Origin of the sequence: Acidiphilium sp. C61 (assembly GCF_905116885.1) — a bacterium.
Classification (GTDB): domain Bacteria; phylum Pseudomonadota; class Alphaproteobacteria; order Acetobacterales; family Acetobacteraceae; genus Acidiphilium.
This window is the reverse complement of record NZ_CAJHNI010000005.1, coordinates 1,470,343-1,491,707: the sequence shown is the minus strand read 5'-3', so window position 1 is coordinate 1,491,707 and position 21,365 is coordinate 1,470,343. Positions and strand designations below refer to the sequence as shown.

Genomic DNA, 21,365 nt, shown 5'->3' with positions numbered 1-21,365 from the left:
GGTTAACCGGCGAAATCCAGAAGAGGCGGCCTTACCACTCCGGCTTCCTTAAGCGCATCGTACGCGCATTTACCCCGCTCTGCACCGCCTTTCACAATTGTCCGGAGGTCGTCATCATCAGGATCCGCCACCTTCCGAGACCCTGCCTTGACCTTGGGACGACTGACTTTCGGCGGGCTGCTTCTCAAGGTCGTGAGAACGTTCTCGAGTAACAAGAGCGGGTCGCCGGACGGATCCTTGGCTACGGCGTCATTGACCAGCGCCTGTGCGATATCCTCTGCCACGCAAATTTTCTTCAATGCACTGAGCACCGCATCGGTGACGGACTGGGACTTCGGCGCCTGTCCTGACCTTGGGGACGCCTCGGGGTCGATTTCGAGCCTCGGTCTGGGGTCAGACGCACCGCCGAGGATCGACTGGATGTGTGCGTCCAGTCCCCGCAAGTCGTCGTACATGTTCAGTTCGAAGTTGTCGTTCTCACGCAAAGCCTTGATCATCGGCGCTACGAGCTGGAACTCGTCTCTCGCGACTGTCCGGATCAGGCGTGGTGTTAATTCCTCTGACTGTCTCTTGCGACTCTGGTTTGCGTCGACAACCCGCATCTGGGCCAGCATGAATAGCTTGACCGCCAGATCGACGACGCCCTGGCTCTGATCGTACATCACCGCGTTCAGTTCCCCGTTGAGGGCGGTAGGTGGTGTGGTCCACTGGTATTTCCATAGATCAGTGAGGAAACGATCCCACTCCGGTCCCGGCGCTATCCGATCCCAGAATTGTGAGCCCAGACCGGTGGAGCGACGTGCCGTGCTGAAATTGCCCTGCAGGGTGGGCAAAGCGCCAAACGTTCCAATCGGAATCACTGGCACGCCGATCGTATTCACCAGCTTTACAAGGAAGTTCATCAACGTGTTCGCGCCGACCTTCGCGCCGCGTAAGTGCTGGATTTCGTCGATCACCAACACGCCGAGCCCGTGTAAATTCGCAACCTGCGCCATATACGGCGTCAGCTGTTCCGTCGTTTTGCTTTTTCCGTATCGCTTGACATAGTCTGTACCTATCAATTCGTCGACGGCGTGAAAGAAGTCGATACATAATTGTCTCAGAGACCCGAGAACGGGCGCCTCGAGTCTAAGCCAGACGATCTGGGTAATGCTGAACGGATTGTCATGCTGAATCGTCTGTGGATATTGAGCCAGGACTCGCCGTACTGACACCGTCTTGCCGACACCTGGACAGCCAAGGAGCCCAAAACTGCTTGCGGTGACTTTCACCGGTGTCTTTGGCGCTACATCCAGCGATCTTCTTTCGATTCTCTCGATGCCCGCGTAGATGTGCTTGAGATAGTCGTGGGTAAGGGGATTTCGGCCGACGTAACCCTGGCGCAATAACATCGAAAAGCGCTCGGCCAGGATCACCTGTCGGGCCTGGGGAAGGAAGCAGTTGGCTAGGCGAGCTATGCAGTGCTTGCGATAATGCCGTGGATAGCCGGGCTCTTTTTCATTGAAGTAAGGTGCGTCGCGCAGCTCCTGGTAGATCTCGAGTTGCGACTTTATTGGCGGAAGCCTCGAGATCCACAAGTTACCTTCATATTCGGGCAGAGTCGGCAAATCAGGAGTCGTCATCATCGTCTCCAAGAATTTCGTCAATCGAAGGCATGCTGTAGTCAGGCTCGTCTTCAGCGGTGACGCTACGCGGGAACGGCACAACCTCTCCGCTGTGCTGCCCGGGATCGGTGGAAGGCTGTCCGGGCCGGAAGGCCTCCTCGTCACGGCGGATTTCCCGCTCGGCCGCGCGGTTTGCCCGGATATCCTTTGTGCGGCTGGCATTGCTGCCCCGGCGTAATTTGGGCTGCTTTTGTTTTGCCTTCTCGACCACGGCCTCGATTTCCGTCATCACGTCGGCCCTCGCCATCTGGCTTCGCTGCTCGCGGTTGGCCTTTTGATCCTGATCGAAGAAATATTGCTGCTCGATCTCGGGCAGGGACACCTGGCGCAGGGCGCGGCTCCGAGGTGTCATGGTGCACTCGTGGAAGGACTGCTCGCCATCATCGGCGGCAAGATAGATGTAATCGAGGCATCGCGGATCGTAGGCGACCTCGATCTGCCATCGCTTTTCCTGGCGTGCCTTGTCGAACCATCGCTGCTCCATCGCCAGGGCACACGTGTAATAGGCAGACTTGAAGCGGATACCGAGTTCGGTCACCATTGCCGTGTCCCGTGGCAGGAGGCAGTAGAGCACCCTGTCTTGCGGGAAGGAGCGCATGGCACCAGAACGATTTTGCCTGCCCCACTCCCACAACTCCACAGGAATGGCGGGCACGCTATCAGCCAGGACGTTCCTGTCCCTATCGTAGCGGGAGATCTCGTGCTGATTGTTATAAAAAAGAACGCAGTTGATGATGACCTGCGTAAATTCGTCGAGATCGAGAAGGGCATCGAGCCGGTAATCAGACCCGCCCCTAGCCCGGAAGTCCCCCTGGACATAGCCCGGAAGAAACGGCTTGAATTTCGCGGGCAGGATTTTGAAGCGTTGCTCGACGATTCCCTTCCACTCGCACCGATAGGGTGCGGCAGTTTCTACGCTAATCTTTAAGGTATTGCTGAGGGTGTCAATCATGCTGCTTGCCATCTCCCCCCTGTCACCGAGAAAGATCTCCGGGAGGCAATGACAGGGCCAGTCATGTGGTTCGATTGAAATGTCAAAATCCTTGCAGAATTTGACCTTGTCGGCGTTGGAGTTCGCAAGAGCCATCATGGCACCCACCCATGACGGGCCCTCCAGCCCGACGTAGATGCCGGTTATCATGCGGCTGAAGACGTCGATTATCACGTAGATGACAGGCCGCCCGACTATCCGTTCTCGATCGATGCGTGAAAGCAAATAGACATCCGCGATCGTGGCATCTATCAGGTATCGGTCCCCAGGCCCGAATACCTCGGCAGTTGCGGTTCCTGTCAGGCCGCGCATGTCCTTATCGTAAATGCGTTCGCCAACGCGCTTGCGCTTCACGTCGAGACGTACGTGATCCTTGTCTGCCCAATATTGAAACTGCTTGAAACTGGGTAAGCCGCCGGACTCATGAACTTCGTCCTTGGGTTCGTGTCGAACCCGGCCGGTTTCGGGATCGATATGCTTCACGCAGAAAAAATCGGCGATGATCTTGTCGTACGCGTCGCGCAACGTCCATGTTCGCTTGCGGGCCGTCGCATAAAGCCGATCAAACCCGACCCGGAATACCTGGCGGATCTCCGGGGTGATATTGGCACCCGGGGTGGATCCGAACTGCCTGGGTCGTCCACGCTTTCGGTCTGATGAGTTTCTCGACTTTCCCGGGGCGCCTGAATTGTGATAGTCGGGAAGCAAGGCGTTCGGTACCATGCCCCGCTGCCAGTAACGGCGGAGGTAACAATAGATCTGCCTCCGGGTCGTCCGATTTATGGCGGGGTCGCCGCTGGCTCGTGCTTGCTCGACGATACGTCGAACTTCCTTTCCACGAAACTGGCTCCTGAAGATGTCCGGTTCCTTGGTGGCCAGCTCACAAATGAGACCCCAAGCACGGTCTCGAAGGGCTTTGTGAGACGCTTTCAAAGCCGCGTCACGTACGATCAGGAGATACGGGTCGGCCTCCATGATTTGCCATTCGGCGACTTCCACTGCCTTCACCAGCGACTGCAGGTCACCGAGTTCGGGTAGGGCAGTAGCGGCGTCGACATCGATCGTCACAACGTTGTTTTGTGGGGGGGAGATCCACAGGATCCGAATGCGTCGTATGGGCTCTCCCGTTGTCTGGAGCAGATCGTTGCGAGCAAGGATCACCCCAGCCTCCGATCTTCCTCGAAACGGGTAGTAACTTTGAAAAGGTCTAGCGGATCTTTAGTGCTAAACTCGCGGTCGAGGTTCATCCGCAGCCGTCTCGTCGCTACGAGGTGACGAAGGGCGGTCAACGGCTCGCCCGGGGAGAACCCGCACTTCTCTTCCAACTGGGTAAGAAAGACCTGGATTGATCCGCTTCTGGTCCGGGTGAATTCGGTCAGGAACTGCTCGCAGCGATCGGGCCAATAGTCGGGGTGTGGTGCCTCGAGCTCGTGCAGCGACCGCATCTTATGCAGCCACTGAAGATTAGCGACACGAACACGCGGAAGATCCTTCTCCGTGATCAGATGCCACTCGATGCCTTCGCGTTTCCAATACCTGCGCTCGAGTTCCAGTTTCTCTAGTGTTCGCGGTTCTTCCAGCTTTTGGGCCGGCTTGGCGGATCTCGCTATAGTCCGAGTCGTTCGCCCGCTTCTGATGTCAATCAAAAAGTCCGTTGTCATTATGATATCTGTCCTCGACGCGGGATCGATTGGGTGGATTATGCCCATGTCTTTGGCGAGCATGCGGGTCACCTCCCGGTCGAGCGGGAATTGCTCACGAATGTCGGTCACCGCGTCGTCCCAATCCAGTAACACGAAGAAACGAGTCTCGATGTCGGATAGGAAATGGTGCAGACGTCCAGTCGTGTGGCCGGGGATGCGTGTTGCGCGACCAAGTGTTGGGACGTCCTGGATCGTCAACCATGGCTTGTAATCTTGGCCATTCCCCGTCCCACGTCCTTCCTTATAGAACCGCTGGATTTTTTTCTCGTCGAAACCGTATCGGCGTGAGGCCATTCGCTAATTCAATCGGATCGGGGCCGGCCAGCGTCGGACAACCTCGGAATGAGGTTCGAAGCAGTCGGACATTGGGGACAGGTGTGACAGAGGCGAGTAGGCAACGTCGGCCTACCGGTTCGAGTTCTGCGTGCAGGGGCGCTTCGGCGAAAAGCCTCGCCCGATTGCGACGTCGCCGTTCGGGTTGCAGGAGGTGTCGGAAAAGTTGGAGCTGCGACAGGCGCCACGTCCATCATCCCAATCGCGCGAACGGTCGTTCTGCGTCGCCTGATTGTTGCAATCCATTTGACTACAAGACAAGCAAAGTTCCTTCGAGCAATTAGTTATGTTGCACCTAAAAGAAATTATTCGAAACGGCGCAAAAGACTAAATCCAGACGATGTGAACAAATTGTTTCACCGCCACGTCGTCCATTTGGATCGTTTGAAGTATGATCGATCAATGGCGTGGTCGACGTCAATAGAGATTATGACGCGCGGCAAGCGGGTGTCTACCTTGATTTGTCGAATAGTCTGAACGTGGTCGCAAGGCCGCGCGAACGAGATGTGGGTTGAGGAATCGGGGCCGGCATAGCTGCGGCCTGAAGATTGAGTTAGTGCGGGCAAATCGAGTGTGGGCAAGCAGTTTCGACAACGTGATGAAATGCGTGATCCAAATGCGATGAAAAATTCGGCAAATCATCACGCTAATGTGATGGTCCTCCATATTTTGCCATATTGCCTATCTTGCCTAAAAAGGACGTGTCATGAGCACTGCAAAGCCATCTCAGCTTACGCGGGACATTTTGACAAAAGCGATCAAAAGCAAAGTCGAGAGCATGCCCCTGCGTGACCTCGTCGATCTGGCCTCGGTGCTCAAGATCGCGGTTCCCATGGCTGCCAAGACGATCCGTCGGCGTGAGCCGAAGTTGGTTGCGCCGCCGGCCGCGCCCGGGGGGCGCGTGCTGCGGGGTGCCGGCGTCGGCCCGCTCGTCTCGATGGCAAAGGGCCGTCGGCTTCTGGATGCGATCACCGTTGACGACGAGGCGGCCGATTGGGTTGAGAGCGAACTCGTCGGTGCGGGCGTGGTGGTCAAACGGCTCGCCATTGCGCGGGGCACCCTCGACAACTGGCGTAAGGCCGGCAAGGTCGTGGCGCTGCGTAAGGGGGTGCGGAACTTTGTCTATCCGCTGCGGCAGTTCGATCGTCGCCGGCCCGTGGACGGTCTCGATCTAGTGGCCGAGCACTTCACCTCCGCCGAGGAAGCATGGGAGTGGCTGGTTGTCCCCAATCGAATGACCGGTGGCAAGGCGCCGATCGACGCGCTACGCGCGGGCGACGTGAAGAACGTGGTCAGCGCGGCGGCAGTAGCCTTTGACTACGCGTGAAACACGTACTGCCCAAACTCCGGAAACAGCTGGTCGCCGCTAAGCTTGCCGACTGGTCGCGCATCCTTTCAAAGAGCGTGGTCTTCAGTTCAGTGGCCCGTCAGGGCGAAGCAGATCGAAGCATCAAACAGTAGGAAGAAATTGCCGCTACGACCTTTCAGACACCCAAGCTACATCGCGGGCGAACTGGCCGAATACATCGAGGCCAACAAGATGAGACACGTCCGAGGCGCCCCGATGCACCCCCAGACCCAGGGCAAGATCGAGCGCTGGCACCAGACCCTGAAAAACCGCATCCTCTTGGAAAACTACTTCCTGCCCGGTGACCTCGGGGCCCAGATCAAGGCCTTCGTCGAAAACTACAACCACCGGCGCTATCACGAAAGCCTGAACAACGTGACGCCCGCAGACACCTACTTCGGCAGGGCCCCGGCCATCATCAAGCAGCGCGAAAGGATTAAACGGAAGACCACCGAGCATCGGCGCTTGCAACACCGCAAGTTTGCCGCCTAACATCAACCCCCAGACGAGGCCCGTTCTCCGCTAAGCTACGCCGCGAATTGAGCCATATGTTCTGACGACGGACAGTTCAGAGTGCACGCTCGCCTGATCGCGCGACCTGACCTCGAGCAGTTTGATCTCACACGACAGCGCCACCTCTGGCATTCTGGAGTAGCAGCAAAGGGTGGGTGAACGAACCCGCTTCCGTCAGCCGTAAGCTGCCCGGCAGAAATCCCCTGTGGATCGACGCCGGATGTTGACCCCGCGAAAGCGAGTTGCATCAGCCACTTGGAATGCGGATCGGCGACGGGACCCCAGACCGATCCACAGCCGTTGGCCCCGACCCCCGGGCCAGATTGGACCGCAATTATGTTGCGTTGTATAAATCTTTATTGTCTAGGATATAATTTTAATATCTGGAATATGACTTTATTATCTAGGATACAACTTTATTTTCCGTCTACAACGGGCGATCCTGGCGGCGTTGCCTTATTCAACCGTTACCGATTTGGCGAGGTTGCGCGGCTGGTCGACGTCCGTGCCTTTCAGGATGGCGACGTGGTAGGCCAGAAGCTGCACCGGGATGGCATAGAGTAGCGGGGCGACGAACGGGGCGCAGTCCGGCAGGATGACGGTGCGCTCGGCGATGCCGGAGAGGCGCGCTGCGCCGGCGCGGTCGCTGAACAGGATGATCCGCCCGCCGCGGGCCGCGGCCTCCTGCAGGTTGGAGGCGGTTTTCTCGAACAGCGGGCCGGAGGGCAGCACCGCGATGACCGGCACCGAGGGGTCGATCAGCGCGATCGGCCCGTGTTTCATTTCGCCGGCGGGGTAGCCTTCGGCGTGGATGTAGCTCAGCTCCTTCAGCTTCAGCGCGCCTTCGAGGGCGATCGGCATCATCGAGCCGCGGCCGAAGAACAGCACGTCGCGCGCATCGCGGATGTCTTCGGCGAGGGCGCGGATCTCGGCGTCATCGGCGAGGAGCTGGGCCATCTTGCCGGGAAGCTCCATCAGGGCGGCGACGAGCGGCGCGAGCTCGGCATCGCTCCGCGCGCCGCGGGCGCGGGCGAGGGCGAGGGTGAAGCCGGCGAGCACGGCGAGCTGTGCGGTGAAGGCCTTGGTGCTGGCGACGCTGATTTCCGGGCCGGCGATGGTTTCCAGCATCAGGTCGCTCTCGCGCGCCATCGTGCTTTCCGGCACGTTGACCACCGACATCACCTTGCAGCCCTGGCGCTTCATGTAGCGCAGCGCGGCCATGGTATCGGCGGTTTCGCCGGACTGGCTGACGACGAGTCCGAGCCCTGCGGGGTCGAGCGGTGGTTCGCGGTAGCGAAACTCGCTGGCCACATCGGCATCGACCGCGATCCGCGCGATCTCCTCCAGCCAGTAACGCGCCGTCAGACCGGCATAATAGGCCGAGCCGCAGGCCGAGAGGGTGATGCGCGGAATGGCGGCGAGGTCGATCGCGAGGTCCGGCAGGACCGGCAGGCGGGTTGCCGGATCAATCATGCGGTTCAGCGTGTCGCCGATGATCGCGGGGTTCTCGTGCAGCTCCTTTTCCATGAAATGGCGGAAATTGCCCTTGCCGATGGACGCGCCGGTCAGGCGGGTCAGCTTGACCTCGCGGGTGACCGGGTTGTTCGCGGCGTCACGGAATTCGGCACCGCTGCGCGAGACGATCACCCAGTCGCCATCGTCGAGATAGGCGATGCGGCGGGTCAGCGGCGCGAGGGCCAGGGCGTCGGAACCGAGATACATCTCCTCCTCGCCGAAGCCGACCGCGAGCGGGGCGCCGCGCTGCGCGCCGATCATCAGCTCGGGATGGCCGGCGAAGATCAGCGCCAGCGCATAGGCGCCTTCGAGCCGGGCGAAGGCGGCGGCGGCAGCCTCGATTGGGGCGAGGCCTTGGGCGAGGTGCAGGTCGACGAGCTGGGCAACGGTTTCGGTGTCGGTCTCGGTGGAGAAGACCTGGCCGGCGGCTTCGAGCTCGGCGCGCAGTTCGGCATGGTTCTCGATGATGCCGTTATGCACGACGGCGACGCGGGCGGTGCCGTGCGGATGGGCGTTGCCTTCGGTGGGGGCGCCATGCGTCGCCCAGCGGGTATGGCCGATGCCGGTGGTGCCGGCGAGCGGCTCGGCGGCGAGGCTGGCGGCCAGGTTGGCGAGCTTGCCCTCGGCCCGGCGGCGGGTGATCGCGCCCTCGACCAGGGTGGCGATGCCGGCGCTGTCATAGCCGCGATAGGCGAGGCGGGAGAGACCGTCGAGCAGCAGGGGGGCGGCGTCGTTCCGCCCGATCAGTCCGACAATGCCGCACATCAGCGTTTTCCCTTCGTCATGCGCAGTTCGGCCGCGCGGCCGGGCTTTTCGACCTGCCGGCTGCGCGCGAGCGCCAGCGAATCCGCCGCCACCGGGTCGGTGATGACGCTGCCGGCGGCGATGATCGCACGCTCCCCCACGGTAACAGGTGCCACGAGGGCGACATCCGAACCGATGAAGGCGTCGGCGCCGATCGTGGTGCGGTGCTTGGCGAAGCCGTCGTAATTGCAGGTGATGGTGCCGGCGCCGATATTGGCGCGCGGGCCGATTTCGGCATCGCCGAGATAGGTCAGGTGGTTGGCCTTGGCGCCGGCGCCGAGGCGGGCGGCCTTGAGCTCGACAAAATTGCCGACATGGGCGCCCGCCCCGATCTCGCTGCCCGGGCGCAGCCGCGCATAGGGGCCGATGACGGCGCCGGACGCGATCGTGCAGCCCTCGAGATGGGAGAAGGCGCGGATCGTGACATCCGGCCCGACCGTCACGCCGGGGCCGAAGACGACATGCGGCTCGATCGTGACATCGGCGGCGAGCGCTGTGTCGGCGGCGAGGAAGACGGTTTCGGGGGCTGTCATCGTCACCCCGGCGGCGAGGGCGGCGGCGCGCAGGCGGGACTGCATCGCGGCCTCGGCGGCGGCAAGCTCGGCGCGGGAATTCACCCCCCGGCATTCGTCCCACGGCGCCTCGACCACGGCGACGGCAGCTCCCTCGGCGCGGGCGACGGCGACGAGGTCGGTAAGGTAGTATTCGCCCTTCGCGTTGTCGTTGCCGATTTTCCCGAGCCAGCGGCGCATGTCGGCGGCGGTGGCGGAGAAGCCGCCGACATTGCACAGGCCGATCGCGCGCTCGGCCTCGGTCGCGTCGGCGAATTCGACGATGCGTTCGGCGAAGCCATCGGGGCCGATGATGCGGCCGAAGGCGCCGGGCTCCGGCGGGCGGGTGCCGAGCAGCACCAGCGCCGCATCCCCCGCGCCGAGCCGCGCGCCGAGGCGCTGGAGCGTCGCGCCGGTGACCAGCGGATTGTCGCCATAGACGAGGGTGACGGCGCCGGTGCCGAAATGATCCGCCGCGGCGAGGGCGGCATGGGCGGTGCCGAGGCGCTCGCGCTGGATCACGGTCGGGTGCGGGGCGGCGGCGCGGGCGACGTCGTCCATATCCGGGCCGGTGACGACGATTGTTTCGGCGAAGGCCGTCTTGCAGGCGGCGAGCAGATGGGCGAGCATCGGCTGGCCGGCGATGCGGTGCAGCACCTTGGGGCGGCTCGACTTCATCCGGGTGCCGAGGCCGGCGGCAAGGATCACGGCGGTATTGTGCATGCGCGAAGCGGTAGCCCTGGCCTGCCGCTCATGTAAAGTGCCGCGCCATCAAATAGGATTTCGGAGTGTGTCATGAACGCTTCACGCGGTGTTGTTTTCGACCTGGACGGCACGGTGATCGACAGCCTGCCCGACCTTGCGGCGGCGCTGAACCGCTCGCTGGCCCGCCACGGCGCGGCGCCGGTGGCGCGGGAGGATGTCGCGCCGATGGTCGGCGATGGCGCGAAAATGCTGCTGAAGCGGGGCTATGCAGCGCGCGGCATGACGCCGGAGGCCGCGGACGAGGCGATCTTCCTCGCCGATTACGAGGCGCATGTGACCGATCTCACCGAACCCTATCCGGGCATCGTGACCGCGCTGGAGACGCTGGCCGCGCGGGGCTACCGGCTCGGCATGTGCACCAACAAGCCCGAGGCCTCGGCGCGCAAGGTGCTGGCCGCGCTCGATCTCGACCGGTTCTTTCCGGTGCTGATCGGCGGGGATGCAACGAATTTCCGCAAGCCTGACCCGCGCCATCTCGGCGCCGTGCTGGAGGCGATGACGATCGCGCCGCGGGGGGCGGTGATGGTCGGCGATCATCACAACGACATCGCCACGGCGGAAGGGCTCGGCGTCGCCTCGATTTTCGTCCGCTGGGGCTATGGAAGGGCAGAGGGCACGATCGCCATCGGCGAGACCGAGGCCCTGGTCCCCGCGGTGGAGCGGCTGCTCGGCGCCGCCTGAACCCGCCGGCTCCGATTTCCTGCGTTCGGCATGACGCGCCCGGCCTTGACGGGGGCGGCGCGATGGACCATTTGCGTAAACAGGACCTGTGTTGTCCACAATCGGGTGTGCCATGCTGAGATTGTCGCGTTTGACCGACTATGCGGTGGTGGTTCTGGTGCGTCTTGCCCAGGCCGCCACGGTTGAAACCGCCCCCGCGATCGCGGCGGGCACCGGGATTCCGGAGCCGACCGTAGCCAAGGTCCTGAAGGGGCTGGCGCAGTCCGGCCTCGTGCTGTCGCAGCGCGGCGCGCATGGCGGCTACCGGCTTGGGCGGCCGCTTGCCGCGATCCCGATCGCGGATGTGATCGTCGCGATCGACGGGCCAATTGCTCTCACCGCCTGCGTCGAGGGCACGGGCGGGGCGTGCGACAGCGCGTCGCTTTGCCCGATGGCGGGACGCTGGGGCGTGGTGAACGACGCGATCAGTGATGCGCTGGGCGCGATCACGCTGGATGACATGCAGGTGGCGGCCCTGCCCAGGGCGCTGCGGGTCGATGAAACGGATCTTGCGGCGCGCGCGCCGTCAACTGTCGAATAGGGGTTTCAATGCCTGCCGTGAATGAGACGATCGAGACTGTCGACCGGATATCCGGCGGCGGCTACAAGTTCGGCTTCGAGACCAATATCGAGATGGAGTTCGCGCCCAAGGGGCTGAACGAGGACATCGTCCGGCTCATCTCGGCGAAGAAGGGCGAGCCGGAATGGCTGCTCGAATGGCGCCTCAAGGCGTATCGCGCCTGGCTGACGATGGAAGATCCGGCCTGGGCGCGCGTCCATCATCCCAGGATCGACTATCAGGACCTGCATTATTACGCGGCGCCGAAGAAGCCGGCGCCGAAATCACTCGACGAGGTCGATCCCGAGCTGCTCGCGATGTACGAGAAGCTGGGCATTCCGCTGAACGAGCGCGCGGCGCTGGCGGGCATCGCCGTCGATGCCGTGTTCGACAGCGTTTCGGTCGCGACCACGTTCCGCGACACGCTGGCCAAGGCCGGGGTGATCTTCTGCTCGATTTCCGAGGCGGTGCGCGAGCATCCCGATCTCGTGCGGCAATATCTCGGCAGCGTTGTGCCGGCGGGCGACAATTATTACGCCGCGCTGAACTCGGCGGTGTTTTCCGATGGCAGCTTCGTCTTCGTGCCGAAGGGCGTGCGCTGCCCGATGGAGCTTTCGACCTATTTCCGCATCAATGCGCGCAATACCGGGCAGTTCGAGCGCACACTGATCATCGCCGAGGCGGGGGCCAGCGTGTCGTATCTCGAAGGCTGCACCGCGCCGATGCGCGACGAGAACCAGCTTCACGCCGCGGTCGTCGAACTCGTGGCGCTCGACGAGGCGACGATCAAGTATTCGACCGTGCAGAACTGGTATCCGGGCGACGCCCAGGGGCGCGGCGGCATCTACAATTTCGTGACCAAGCGCGGCGCCTGCCGGGGGCGGAACTCGAAGATTTCCTGGACCCAGGTGGAGACCGGCTCGGCGATCACCTGGAAATATCCGTCCTGCATCCTGCAGGGCGAGGGGTCGACCGGCGAGTTCTACTCGGTGGCGGTGACGAACAATTTCCAGCAGGCCGATACCGGCACCAAGATGATCCATCTGGCGCCGAACACGACGAGCACGATCGTCTCCAAGGGGATTTCGGCCGGACGGTCGAACAACACCTATCGCGGCCTGGTGCGGATCATGCCGCGGGCGATGAATGCGCGGAACTTCACCCAGTGCGACAGCCTGCTGATCGGCGATCAGTGTGGCGCGCATACGGTGCCGTATATCGAGAGCCGCAACCGCACCGCGAAGGTGGAGCACGAGGCGACGACCTCGAAGATCGCCGACGACCAGCTGTTCTACTGCCGGGCGCGCGGGCTTTCCGAAGAGGACGCGGTGGGGCTTCTGGTGAACGGCTTCTGCCGGGATGTTTTGAAGGAATTGCCGATGGAGTTCGCGGTCGAGGCGCAGAAGCTGCTCGCCGTGTCTCTCGAAGGCTCCGTGGGCTGAGGACGCAACATGCTTGAAATCAAGGGACTGACCGCGACCATCGATGGCAAGGAGATCCTTCGCGGGATCGACCTCACCGTGCCGGAGGGCGAGGTGCACGCGATCATGGGGCCGAACGGGGCGGGGAAATCCACCCTGTCCTACGTGCTCTCCGGCCGCGACGGCTACGAGGTGACCGGCGGCAGCGTGACGTATAACGGGGTCGACCTGCTGGCGATGGAGCCGGAGGAGCGGGCGGCGGCGGGTGTGTTCCTGGCCTTCCAGTATCCGGTCGAATTGCCGGGGGTGGGCAATGCCAATTTCATCCGCACCGCGCTGAACGCGATCCGCCGGGCGCGCGGCGAGGCGGAACTCGACGCCGTGCAGTTCCTCAAGGAGGCGCGGGCGGCGGTGAAGGCGCTGAAGATGCCGGACGACATGCTGAAGCGGAACGTCAATGTCGGGTTCTCGGGCGGCGAGAAGAAGCGCAACGAGGTGTTGCAGATGGCGCTGCTGAAGCCGACCCTGGCGCTGCTCGACGAGACCGATTCCGGGCTCGATATCGATGCGCTCAGGATCGTCGCCGAAGGGGTGAACGCGCTGCGCGGGCCCACCTTCTCGGCGCTGGTGATCACGCATTATCAGCGGCTGCTCGACCATATCGTGCCGGACCGGGTGCATGTGCTGGCGGCCGGCAGGATCGTCCGCTCCGGCGGGCCGGAGCTTGCGCTCGAGCTTGAGGCGAACGGTTATGCGGGGCTGGAGGCGGCATGAGCGGGACTGACCTGCTCGACGGTTTCGACCTCGCCGCACTGCCGGGCGCGTCCACGCGGGAGGCGGCGGCGGCGCGGGTGCGCGCCGACGGTTGGCCGACGAAGCGCGACGAGGCCTGGCACTATACCGATCTCGCGGCCGGGCTGCGTGGTTTTGCGCTCGGCCCCGCCCCGGTGGTGGATGTTGAAGCAGAGTTGCCGGAAGGGCAGCGCGTCGTGTTCGTCAATGGCCGGTTCGATGCGGCGCGCTCGGCGGCGCCCGAATGGGTGGGCCGGCTCAGCGATGCGGCCCTGGGTGATGCTGCGCTGGGCGATGCGGCGCGCGGCGGCGTTGTCGTCGCACTGAACACCGCGCTGGCGGAGGATGGCGTCGCCATCACCCTCGCGCCGGGCCAGCAGGGCGGCACGCTGTTCCTGGTGGCGCTGGCGGCGGGCCGGGGCGAGGCGATGCCGGCCATCGCGCCGCGCCACCGGATCGCGCTCGGCGCCGGTGCGACGCTGACGCTGATCGAGACCGCGCGCGGCGAGGGCAGCTACCTGCACGCGCCGGTCTTCGAGGTGGACCTCGGCGAGGGGGCGCGGCTCAACCATTACCGGCTCCAGGATGAATCCGCCGAGGCGGTGCATGTCGCCACCATTTTCGCGGAAATCGCGGGTGGGGCCGGCTATGAGAGCTTCACCCTCAACCGCGGCGCCCGGCTCAGCCGCAACGAGACCCATGCGCGGCTCGGCGGCAAGGCGGCGGATGTGCATCTCAACGCCGCGCAGCTGCTCAATGGAACCCAGCATGGCGACGTGACCACGGTGGTGCGGCACGACGCGCCGAACTGCGCCTCGCGGCAGACGGTGAAATCGGTCCTCGCCGGGGCGGCGCGCGGCGTGTTCCAGGGGCGGATCGAGGTCGATCGCATCGCGCAGAAGACCGACGGCTACCAGATGAACCAGGCGCTGCTGCTCTCCGACGAAGCGGAGATCGACAGCAAGCCGGAGCTGGAAATCTTCGCCGACGACGTGAAGTGCAGCCATGGTGCGACGATCGGCGCGCTCGACCCCGAGCAGCTCTTCTACCTGCGCAGCCGCGGCGTGCCGGAGGCGGAGGCGAAATCGATCCTGATCCGCGCCTTTCTCGACGAGGCGCTTGAGCCGGTGACCGACGAGGCGGCGCGGGCCGTCTTCGAGGCGGCGATCGGCGCCTGGTGGCGGGAGGGCGCATGAGCGCTTCCCTCGAGCAGACCGGCTTCGACATCGCGCGCATCCGCGCCGATTTCCCCATCCTGTCGCAGACGGTGCATGGCAAGAAGCTGGTGTTTCTCGACAGCGGCGCCTCGGCGCAGAAGCCGCGCGCGGTGATCGACGCGATGGTCCGCTCGATGGAGACGCGCTACGCCAATGTCCATCGCGGGCTGCACTGGCTGAGCGAGCGCGCCTCGGACGATTACGAGGCCGCGCGCGACAAGGTGGCGGCCTTCCTCAACGCGGCGCGCGAGGAGATCGTCTTTGTGCGCAACGCGACCGAGGGGATCAATCTCGTCGCCGCGACGTTCGGGCGGTCGGCGCTGCAGCCGGGCGATGCGGTGGTCGTAAGCGAGATGGAGCACCACGCCAATCTCGTGCCCTGGCAGATGCTGCGGGATTCCCACGGGATCGATCTGCGCATCGTCAGGATCACCGATACCGGCGAGCTGGATTTCGCCGACCTGGAGCGGCAATTCGCCGATGGGCGGGTGCGGCTGCTGGCGATCACCCATATGTCGAACGTGCTCGGCACCTACACGCCGGTCGAGCGGCTTGCCGCCTTTGCGCATGAGCGCGGGGCGCGGCTGCTGCTCGATGGCGCGCAGGCGGTGGTGCACCGTGCTGTCGATGTCCGCGCGATCGATGCGGATTTCTACGTGTTCTCCGGTCACAAGCTCTACGGTCCGTCCGGCATCGGGGTGCTGTTCGGCAAGCGCGAGCTGCTCGACGCGATGCCGCCTTTCCTGGGCGGCGGCGACATGATCCGCAGCGTGAGTTACGAAAAATCGACCTGGGCGGAGCCGCCCTACCGGTTCGAGGCGGGCACGCCGGCGATCGTCGAGGCGGTGGGCCTTGCCGCGGCGATCGACTACGTGAACGCGATCGGCTTTCCGGCAATCGCCGCGCATGAGCGGGCGCTGACCGACCACGCGCTGGCGACGCTCGATGCGATCGACGGCATCCATGTGGTCGGGCGCGCGCAGGATCGCGGCGGGGTGGTCGCCTTTACCATGGACGGGGTGCATGCGCACGACGTCGCCACCCTGCTCGACAAGCAGGGGATCGCGGTGCGCGCCGGGCATCATTGCGCCGAACCGTTGACCCGCCGGCTCGGGCTCGACAGCACCGCCCGCGCGACCTTTGGCGTCTATACGACGATGGAAGAGATCGACGCGTTGGCGAAGGGGCTGCGGCGCGTGCAGCAGGTGTTCGGCGGATGAGCGGCGCTGCGGATGTCGGCGATCTGTACCAGCGGCTGATCATGGAGCGCGCCCGCGCGCCGCTGCATGCCGGCCGGCCCGCCGCGTTCGACGCCGAGGCCGAGGGCGACAATCCGATGTGCGGCGACCGGGTGCAGCTGCGCCTGAGCTGCTCGGGCGGGGCGATCGGCGAGGTGTGGCACGAGACCCGCGGCTGCGCGATCTGCATCGCCTCGGCCGATCTGATGGCGGATGCGGTGGCCGGGCGCACGCGCGCGGCGGCCGATGAGCTTGCCAGCGCCTTCGAGACGATGGTGGCGAGCGGAGCCGTGCCCGACCGCGAGGATTTCAGCGACTTGCGGGCGCTCTCGGGCGTTCATGAATACCGCTCGCGCCACCGCTGCGCGACACTTCCCTGGCAGGCGCTACGCGCCGCCCTGACCAAGACGATGGAGACCGGACATGGCGGATGACATGGCCAGGACCGAACCCGTGACCACCTGGACGCCGGAGGGCGAAACCCCGCCGCTGGTGAGCGAGGAGAACGTGATCGCGGCGATCGCCACGGTCTACGATCCGGAGATTCCGGTGAACATCTTCGAGCTCGGCCTGATCTACGCCATCGAGATCGAGGGTGGGGCGGTAAAGGTGGAAATGACGCTCACCGCGCCAGCCTGCCCCAGCGCGCAGGAACTGCCCGAGGCGGTGCGCCTCGCGGTGGGGACGGTGCCGGGGGTGAGCGAGGTCGAGGTCGAGACCGTGTGGGATCCGCCCTGGGATCCCTCGCGGATGAGCGACGAGGCGCGCCTCGCGCTCAACATGTTCTGAGGAGTCCGCGATGACCACGATCCGCACCGAATCCGCCCCGCCCCGCCGCAGCCTGCCGCCGCTGATGCAACTGACCGACGCCGCGGCCGATCGCCTGCGTGCGCTGTATGAAAGCGGCCAGCAGGGGCGCCTGCTGCGCATCAGTGTCGGCACCAAGGGGTGCTCCGGCCTGTCCTACGAGATGAACTGGGTGGACGAGCCGGCGCCGACCGATGAACAGGTGAGCGACAAGGGCGTTACCGTCCTGATCGATCGCAAGGCCACCCTGTTCCTGATCGGCACGGTGATGGACTACAAGGTTGAGACATTCACCTCAGGCTTCACCTTCGAGAATCCGAACGAGAAGGGCCGTTGCGGCTGTGGCGAGAGTTTCCACGTCTGACGCCCTGCGGTGATGTCGCGGCCTGACGGCCCAGACCGGTTCAGGCGATGTCTTCCAGCCCGTCTGCGGTGACACGGCGGAAGAAACAGTTATGCGCGCCGGTGTGGCAGGCCGGGCCGGTCTGCTCGACAAGGAGCAGCAGCGTGTCGCCATCGCAGTCGAGCCGCATCTCGACCAGGCGCTGGACATGGCCCGAGCTTTCACCCTTGCGCCAGAGCTTGCCCCGGCTGCGGCTGAAATAGCAGACTTGTCCGGTCGCGAGGCTTTCGGCGATCGATTCCGCGTTCATCCAGGCCATCATCAGCACCTCGCCGGTATCGTGCTGCTGGGCGATGGCGGGAATGAGTCCGGCTTCGTTGAAGCGCGCGGCGGTGATGACGTGGTGGGTCATGCCGTGCCGTCCGGGCTGAAGCCGTCCTGCAATTCCCCGGCCATGCAGGGTGGCGAGGCGCAGGTGGTGCGGGCCTGACCGCGCAGCACGGCGAGACCCTGTTCGAGATCGGCGATCAGGTCGTCGGTGTGTTCGAGGCCGATTTGCAGGCGCAGCATCTCGCCGCCGAAGCGGCCGGTGCCTTCGGTGCGGGTGATCGTGTTGGTGGTCGGCAAGGCGAGGCTCTCATAGCCGCCCCAGGAGGCGCCGATGCCGAACAGGCGTAGCGCGTCGGCCATCGCGCAGACGGCGTCGTAATCGTGTTCGGGCTGGAACACCACGCCGAACAGGCCGCAGCCGCCGGTGAAGTCCCGCTTCCAGAATTCGTGGCCGGGGCAGGAGGGCAGGGCGGGATGCAGCACGCGCAGCACTTCCGGCCGGCTGCTGAGCCAGGTGGCGACGGCGAGAGCGGCGCGTTCCTGCTCGGCGAGGCGGACCGCGAGGGTGCGGGCGCCGCGCAGGGCCAGCCAGCAATCGTCCGGCGAGGCGTATTGGCCGAGATCGAGCGCGCCGGCGCGCAGCCAGGCCCAGTCTTCATCCGTTGCCACGGTGATGGCGCCGAGCACGATGTCGGAATGGCCGCCGACATATTTGGTCAGCGCCTGGATCGACACGTCGACCCCGTGGTGGAACGGCTGGAAGGTGCGGATGCCCCAGGTGTTGTCCATGAACAGCTTGGCGCCATGCGCGTGGGCGACGCGGGCGAGCATCGGCACGTCCTGCACCTCGAAGGTGTGGCTGCCGGGGCTTTCGGAAAAGATCGCGGTGGTTTGCGGGCGCAGCAGCGCGACCAAGCGCTCTTCGGCGATCAGCGGATCGTAATAGGTGGTGGCGACGCCATAGCGCGCGAGCACGCTGTCGCAGAAGCGGCGCGTCGGGCCATAGACGGAGTCGGGCACCAGCATGTGGTCGCCGGCCTTCAGCCAGGCGAGCAGCGGCACGGTGATGGCGGCAAGGCCCGAGGAGACGATCTGGCAATGCGTGCCGCCCTCGATTTCGGCGACCACGTTTTCCAGCGCGAAATGGGTCTCGGTGCCGTAAAGCCCGTAGATCTCTTCCTGCTCCAGGCGGCGCTTGCCGATTTCGCGGCGCGCCGCGCATGACGGGTAGAGCACGGTCGAGCCGCGGACGAGCTTGGGATTGACATAGCCATGCGACTTGACCGGCCGGCGCGAGGCCAGGGAGAGGCGGGTTTCGAAACGATCGTCGGTCATGCGGGATCCTCTCCGGTGGCAACCGGGGTGTCGGGCAGCGCACCCCATTCGGCCCATGAGCCGTCATAGAGCGCGCCCATCGGCAGGCCTGCGCGAATGAGGCCAAGAGTGACGATGGCCGCCGTCACGCCGGAGCCGCACATGGTGACGGGCGGTGTCGCGCCGTCGATCCCGGCGGCGGCGAAGCGGGCGCGCAACGCCTCCGGCGGCAGCATGGTCGCGTCGTCGCCGAGCAGTTCGGAATAGGGCAGCGAACGGGCGCCGGGAACATGGCCGCCGCGCATGCCGGGGCGCGGCTCGGGCACCGCGGCGGTGTAGCGGCCAGCGGTGCGGGCATCGAGCAGGATTTCCCGTCGGCTGGCGATGTTGGCCTCGATCGCGGCGCGGTCGCGGATGCGGGCGGGGTCGAGACGTGGCGTGAAGCGGCCGCGCGGACGCGGCCGTGCGGCGCCGGCCTCGATCGCCCGTCCTTCCTTGCGCCATTTCGGCAGCCCGCCATCGAGGACGGCGACATTGTCATGGCCGAAGACGCGGAACATCCACCAGCCGCGCGCCGCCGAGAACAGGCCGCGCTGGTCGTAGACGACGATGCGGGAGTCGTTGCCGACGCCGAGCGCCTCGACCGCGGCGGCAAAGCCGGCTTCGTCCGGCAGCATGTGCGGCAGTGGCGAGGTGGTGTCGGCGATCCGCTCGATGTCGAAGAAGGCGGCACCGGGCAAGTGGGCGTCCTCGAACAGGGCGGAGGCGTCCTGCGGTTCGTTCGGGAGGTAGAAGGACGCGTCGAAAACGATCAGCGCCGGATCATCGAGTGTCGCGGCGAGAGACTCTGTTGAGATCAGCGGTGTCGACATGCGCGAAGTGTAACGCGCCGGCAGGGGTTTGTCTCCCTGCCGGCGCGGGAAATCAGGCCATGGCCGGTTCCAGCATCCGCCGCACCTCGGCCGCCGCGGCGCGGCCCTTGATGGCGTCGCGCCAGGCGCCCTCGGCGACGCGCTGATGGGTCATCACCGCGTCGTCGGCGCTGGTGATCATGGCCACACCGGTTTGCGCGTCGGGCGGCGCGTCGGTCGGGAAGGGGTTCACCGCGAGGCAGGCGCGCTCGCGCGAACGCAGGATCGAGAAGGGACCGTTCGGATCGCCGCCGGGCATCAGGCCGAGCTGCAGGCCGATCGGCTCGCTCTCCATCAGTTCGATCATGCGCTCGACCTCGCGGTGCGCGGTGTCGCGGCATTTCCGGCGAAGCTTTTCGGACAGCGGCAGGGTGCCGGCGATGCCGTGCTCGATGAAGCGCTGCAGCGACGCGGTGGTGAGGATCGCGATGACCGAGGGGCGGCGGGCGATGAACATCCGCTTGCGGACCGCGAGAACGCTGAGCACCTGTTCCGCAGCGGTGCGGGCCATGGCGCGGTCCTGGCCGCTGATCTCGGCGTTTTCCTCGAACACCTGCGCGAGGGTGGCGTCATATTCCTCGGAGGTGGTCAGATAGCAGATCGGGCCGAAGAATTGCAGGATCTGATCGGATGTTTCCTCGATCTGGCGGAGCCGCTCGAGATACCCGATGGGCCGGCTGTAATATTCGATGCCGATACCGAGCAAGGTCAGCGGCGAAATCTTGAGCAGTTCGGCCAGACGCTTGACGGTGTCGAGCTTAATGACCTCGCCTTTTTCGTAGCGATAAAGGGCGGCGCGCGACACGCCGAGACGGGCAGCGATCTCTTCGGCCTTGAGGCCGGACTCCATGCGATAGGCTCTGAGTTGCTGCCCAATATCATTAAAATGCATTGTCGTTTCTCACTTTTTAAACACTTTTGGCTCTACAATACGGCTCATCTCAACAATTCATTAACAGAGATGACAGGCAAAGTGTAATTTCTTTTTTTCTCCAATGAAAGATTATTAAGACCAGAAAAATCGTTTTTCCGCCATCGAGCCAATTCTAGATAGGCGGTGTATCCTATTTACATCATATGACGTATCCCTGTTTACATGTCGAGACAATCCGAGGTGGAAGAATCCCAGAAAACCGGGCTTTCCGCCCGCCGCCGGGCCGAGTTGCGCGGCAGGGGCGCTGAGACCCTCGTCGCTAACTTGTACGGCGCCAGAGGATTTGAGATACTCGCGCGAAGGTTGCGTACCCCGGCGGGGGAAATCGACCTCGTCGTGGCCGATCGGGAGGTGCTCGCCTTCGTCGAGGTGAAGGCCCGCGCCGCCCTGCGCGCTGCCGCCGATGCGCTCACCCCGCGGCAGCGGCGGCGACTCGTCGCGGCGGCCGAAATCGCTCTCGGCCAGCAGCCCGGCTGGGCGCGTCCGGAGACACGCTTCGACGTCATCCTGGTGACCGGCGAGGCGGTTCATCCGATCTTTGCGGCATTTCGCGCCGATGATGGCTGAAGCGTTTGGCTCTGCGGCGCAGAGG

20 protein-coding genes and 1 pseudogene are annotated in these 21,365 nt (G+C 64.4%); 12 read left to right on the top strand and 9 right to left on the bottom strand.

Annotated elements, in window-relative coordinates; translation table 11 throughout:
• Window positions 1-2 precede the first annotated feature (2 nt).
• The 3 genes from HUW10_RS09850 to HUW10_RS09840 are packed head-to-tail and all read right to left on the bottom strand — an operon-like array spanning window position 3 to window position 4,652.
• Window positions 3-1,625 (bottom strand): ATP-binding protein, encoded by a 1,623-nt coding sequence (locus tag HUW10_RS09850; RefSeq protein WP_201712606.1) that lies wholly within the window; start codon window positions 1,623-1,625, stop codon window positions 3-5.
• Window positions 1,609-3,816, bottom strand: coding sequence for a Mu transposase C-terminal domain-containing protein (locus HUW10_RS09845; RefSeq protein WP_174503333.1), 2,208 nt, complete (start codon window positions 3,814-3,816; stop codon window positions 1,609-1,611). The genes HUW10_RS09850 and HUW10_RS09845 overlap by 17 nt, the downstream gene beginning before the upstream one ends.
• Window positions 3,813-4,652 (bottom strand): TnsA endonuclease N-terminal domain-containing protein, encoded by an 840-nt coding sequence (locus tag HUW10_RS09840; RefSeq protein WP_174503332.1) that lies wholly within the window; start codon window positions 4,650-4,652, stop codon window positions 3,813-3,815. Before HUW10_RS09840 ends, HUW10_RS09845 begins: the two co-directional genes overlap by 4 nt.
• 745 nt (window positions 4,653-5,397) lie before the next feature.
• On the opposite strand from HUW10_RS09840, the gene HUW10_RS09835 reads away from it, so the two are divergent.
• Together HUW10_RS09835 and HUW10_RS09830 are read left to right on the top strand one after the other, a co-directional pair.
• Window positions 5,398-6,018, top strand: coding sequence for a hypothetical protein (locus HUW10_RS09835; protein ID WP_174503331.1), 621 nt, complete (start codon window positions 5,398-5,400; stop codon window positions 6,016-6,018).
• Between the two features lie 165 nt (window positions 6,019-6,183).
• Window positions 6,184-6,531 (top strand): annotated as a pseudogene (locus tag HUW10_RS09830) (integrase core domain-containing protein); the annotation flags it as partial.
• A 477-nt stretch (window positions 6,532-7,008) separates the two neighbouring features.
• Here HUW10_RS09830 and glmS read toward each other — a convergent pair.
• Both glmS and glmU read right to left on the bottom strand, forming a co-directional pair.
• Entirely contained in the window at window positions 7,009-8,832 is a 1,824-nt protein-coding gene (gene glmS / locus HUW10_RS09825; protein WP_174503330.1) for a glutamine--fructose-6-phosphate transaminase (isomerizing), read from the bottom strand.
• Window positions 8,832-10,145: a bifunctional UDP-N-acetylglucosamine diphosphorylase/glucosamine-1-phosphate N-acetyltransferase GlmU gene (gene glmU / locus HUW10_RS09820; RefSeq protein ID WP_174503329.1), complete on the bottom strand. Its 1,314-nt coding sequence runs from the start codon at window positions 10,143-10,145 to the stop codon at window positions 8,832-8,834. Before glmU ends, glmS begins: the two co-directional genes overlap by 1 nt.
• Window positions 10,146-10,217: 72 nt before the next feature.
• On the opposite strand from glmU, the gene gph reads away from it, so the two are divergent.
• The 9 genes from gph to HUW10_RS09775 all read left to right on the top strand — a co-directional run bounded on the left by gph (window position 10,218) and on the right by HUW10_RS09775 (window position 17,305).
• Complete coding sequence (gene gph, locus HUW10_RS09815; RefSeq protein WP_174503328.1) at window positions 10,218-10,868, top strand: phosphoglycolate phosphatase; 651 nt, start codon at window positions 10,218-10,220, stop codon at window positions 10,866-10,868.
• Between the two features lie 112 nt (window positions 10,869-10,980).
• The gene (locus tag HUW10_RS09810) at window positions 10,981-11,448 is read left to right on the top strand and encodes an SUF system Fe-S cluster assembly regulator (protein ID WP_174503327.1); all 468 of its coding nucleotides are present in this window, start codon (window positions 10,981-10,983) and stop codon (window positions 11,446-11,448) included.
• Between the two features lie 8 nt (window positions 11,449-11,456).
• Entirely contained in the window at window positions 11,457-12,908 is a 1,452-nt protein-coding gene (sufB, locus tag HUW10_RS09805) for a Fe-S cluster assembly protein SufB (protein WP_174503326.1), read from the top strand.
• Window positions 12,909-12,917: 9 nt separating this feature from the next.
• Window positions 12,918-13,661, top strand: coding sequence for a Fe-S cluster assembly ATPase SufC (gene sufC, locus HUW10_RS09800; RefSeq protein ID WP_174503325.1), 744 nt, complete (start codon window positions 12,918-12,920; stop codon window positions 13,659-13,661).
• Window positions 13,658-14,875, top strand: a complete 1,218-nt coding sequence (sufD, locus tag HUW10_RS09795; RefSeq protein WP_174503324.1) for a Fe-S cluster assembly protein SufD — start codon at window positions 13,658-13,660, stop codon at window positions 14,873-14,875. The genes sufC and sufD overlap by 4 nt, the downstream gene beginning before the upstream one ends.
• A complete protein-coding gene (locus tag HUW10_RS09790; RefSeq protein ID WP_174503323.1) occupies window positions 14,872-16,116 on the top strand; it encodes an aminotransferase class V-fold PLP-dependent enzyme in 1,245 nt (414 codons plus the stop codon). Before sufD ends, HUW10_RS09790 begins: the two co-directional genes overlap by 4 nt.
• A complete protein-coding gene (sufU, locus tag HUW10_RS09785) occupies window positions 16,113-16,568 on the top strand; it encodes a Fe-S cluster assembly sulfur transfer protein SufU (protein ID WP_174503322.1) in 456 nt (151 codons plus the stop codon). Before HUW10_RS09790 ends, sufU begins: the two co-directional genes overlap by 4 nt.
• Window positions 16,558-16,923, top strand: coding sequence for a DUF59 domain-containing protein (locus tag HUW10_RS09780; RefSeq protein WP_174503321.1), 366 nt, complete (start codon window positions 16,558-16,560; stop codon window positions 16,921-16,923). The genes sufU and HUW10_RS09780 overlap by 11 nt, the downstream gene beginning before the upstream one ends.
• Window positions 16,924-16,933: 10 nt before the next feature.
• A complete protein-coding gene (locus HUW10_RS09775; RefSeq protein WP_174503320.1) occupies window positions 16,934-17,305 on the top strand; it encodes an iron-sulfur cluster assembly accessory protein in 372 nt (123 codons plus the stop codon).
• 40 nt (window positions 17,306-17,345) lie between these two features.
• Here HUW10_RS09775 and hisI read toward each other — a convergent pair whose 3' ends face one another.
• From hisI to HUW10_RS09755, 4 genes are read right to left on the bottom strand one after another with little or no spacing between them, the layout of a single operon-like run.
• Complete coding sequence (gene hisI, locus HUW10_RS09770; protein WP_174503319.1) at window positions 17,346-17,696, bottom strand: phosphoribosyl-AMP cyclohydrolase; 351 nt, start codon at window positions 17,694-17,696, stop codon at window positions 17,346-17,348.
• Complete coding sequence (gene metC, locus HUW10_RS09765) at window positions 17,693-18,949, bottom strand: cystathionine beta-lyase (RefSeq protein ID WP_174503318.1); 1,257 nt, start codon at window positions 18,947-18,949, stop codon at window positions 17,693-17,695. Before metC ends, hisI begins: the two co-directional genes overlap by 4 nt.
• Window positions 18,946-19,800 (bottom strand): sulfurtransferase, encoded by an 855-nt coding sequence (locus HUW10_RS09760; protein WP_174503317.1) that lies wholly within the window; start codon window positions 19,798-19,800, stop codon window positions 18,946-18,948. The genes metC and HUW10_RS09760 overlap by 4 nt, the downstream gene beginning before the upstream one ends.
• A gap of 52 nt (window positions 19,801-19,852) precedes the next feature.
• Window positions 19,853-20,731, bottom strand: coding sequence for a helix-turn-helix domain-containing protein (locus tag HUW10_RS09755; RefSeq protein ID WP_174503316.1), 879 nt, complete (start codon window positions 20,729-20,731; stop codon window positions 19,853-19,855).
• Window positions 20,732-20,935: 204 nt separating this feature from the next.
• Between HUW10_RS09755 and HUW10_RS09750 the strand changes: the two genes are divergently transcribed.
• Window positions 20,936-21,340: a YraN family protein gene (locus tag HUW10_RS09750; RefSeq protein WP_174503315.1), complete on the top strand. Its 405-nt coding sequence runs from the start codon at window positions 20,936-20,938 to the stop codon at window positions 21,338-21,340.
• Window positions 21,341-21,365: the final 25 nt, after the last annotated feature.

Bases quoted from the DNA above. Each gene is read 5' to 3' on its own strand.
- HUW10_RS09850 (WP_201712606.1), bottom strand. From the start codon at position 1,625: ATGATGACGACTCCTGATTTGCCGACTCTGCCCGAATATGAAGGTAAC.
- HUW10_RS09840 (WP_174503332.1), bottom strand. From the start codon at position 4,652: ATGGCCTCACGCCGATACGGTTTCGACGAGAAAAAAATCCAGCGGTTC.
- HUW10_RS09835 (WP_174503331.1), top strand. From the start codon at position 5,398: ATGAGCACTGCAAAGCCATCTCAGCTTACGCGGGACATTTTGACAAAA.
- glmS (WP_174503330.1), bottom strand. From the start codon at position 8,832: ATGTGCGGCATTGTCGGACTGATCGGGCGGAACGACGCCGCCCCCCTG.
- glmU (WP_174503329.1), bottom strand. From the start codon at position 10,145: ATGCACAATACCGCCGTGATCCTTGCCGCCGGCCTCGGCACCCGGATG.
- gph (WP_174503328.1), top strand. From the start codon at position 10,218: ATGAACGCTTCACGCGGTGTTGTTTTCGACCTGGACGGCACGGTGATC.
- HUW10_RS09810 (WP_174503327.1), top strand. From the start codon at position 10,981: ATGCTGAGATTGTCGCGTTTGACCGACTATGCGGTGGTGGTTCTGGTG.
- sufB (WP_174503326.1), top strand. From the start codon at position 11,457: ATGCCTGCCGTGAATGAGACGATCGAGACTGTCGACCGGATATCCGGC.
- sufC (WP_174503325.1), top strand. From the start codon at position 12,918: ATGCTTGAAATCAAGGGACTGACCGCGACCATCGATGGCAAGGAGATC.
- sufD (WP_174503324.1), top strand. From the start codon at position 13,658: ATGAGCGGGACTGACCTGCTCGACGGTTTCGACCTCGCCGCACTGCCG.
- HUW10_RS09790 (WP_174503323.1), top strand. From the start codon at position 14,872: ATGAGCGCTTCCCTCGAGCAGACCGGCTTCGACATCGCGCGCATCCGC.
- sufU (WP_174503322.1), top strand. From the start codon at position 16,113: ATGAGCGGCGCTGCGGATGTCGGCGATCTGTACCAGCGGCTGATCATG.
- HUW10_RS09780 (WP_174503321.1), top strand. From the start codon at position 16,558: ATGGCGGATGACATGGCCAGGACCGAACCCGTGACCACCTGGACGCCG.
- HUW10_RS09775 (WP_174503320.1), top strand. From the start codon at position 16,934: ATGACCACGATCCGCACCGAATCCGCCCCGCCCCGCCGCAGCCTGCCG.
- hisI (WP_174503319.1), bottom strand. From the start codon at position 17,696: ATGACCCACCACGTCATCACCGCCGCGCGCTTCAACGAAGCCGGACTC.
- metC (WP_174503318.1), bottom strand. From the start codon at position 18,949: ATGACCGACGATCGTTTCGAAACCCGCCTCTCCCTGGCCTCGCGCCGG.
- HUW10_RS09760 (WP_174503317.1), bottom strand. From the start codon at position 19,800: ATGTCGACACCGCTGATCTCAACAGAGTCTCTCGCCGCGACACTCGAT.
- HUW10_RS09755 (WP_174503316.1), bottom strand. From the start codon at position 20,731: ATGCATTTTAATGATATTGGGCAGCAACTCAGAGCCTATCGCATGGAG.
- HUW10_RS09750 (WP_174503315.1), top strand. From the start codon at position 20,936: ATGTCGAGACAATCCGAGGTGGAAGAATCCCAGAAAACCGGGCTTTCC.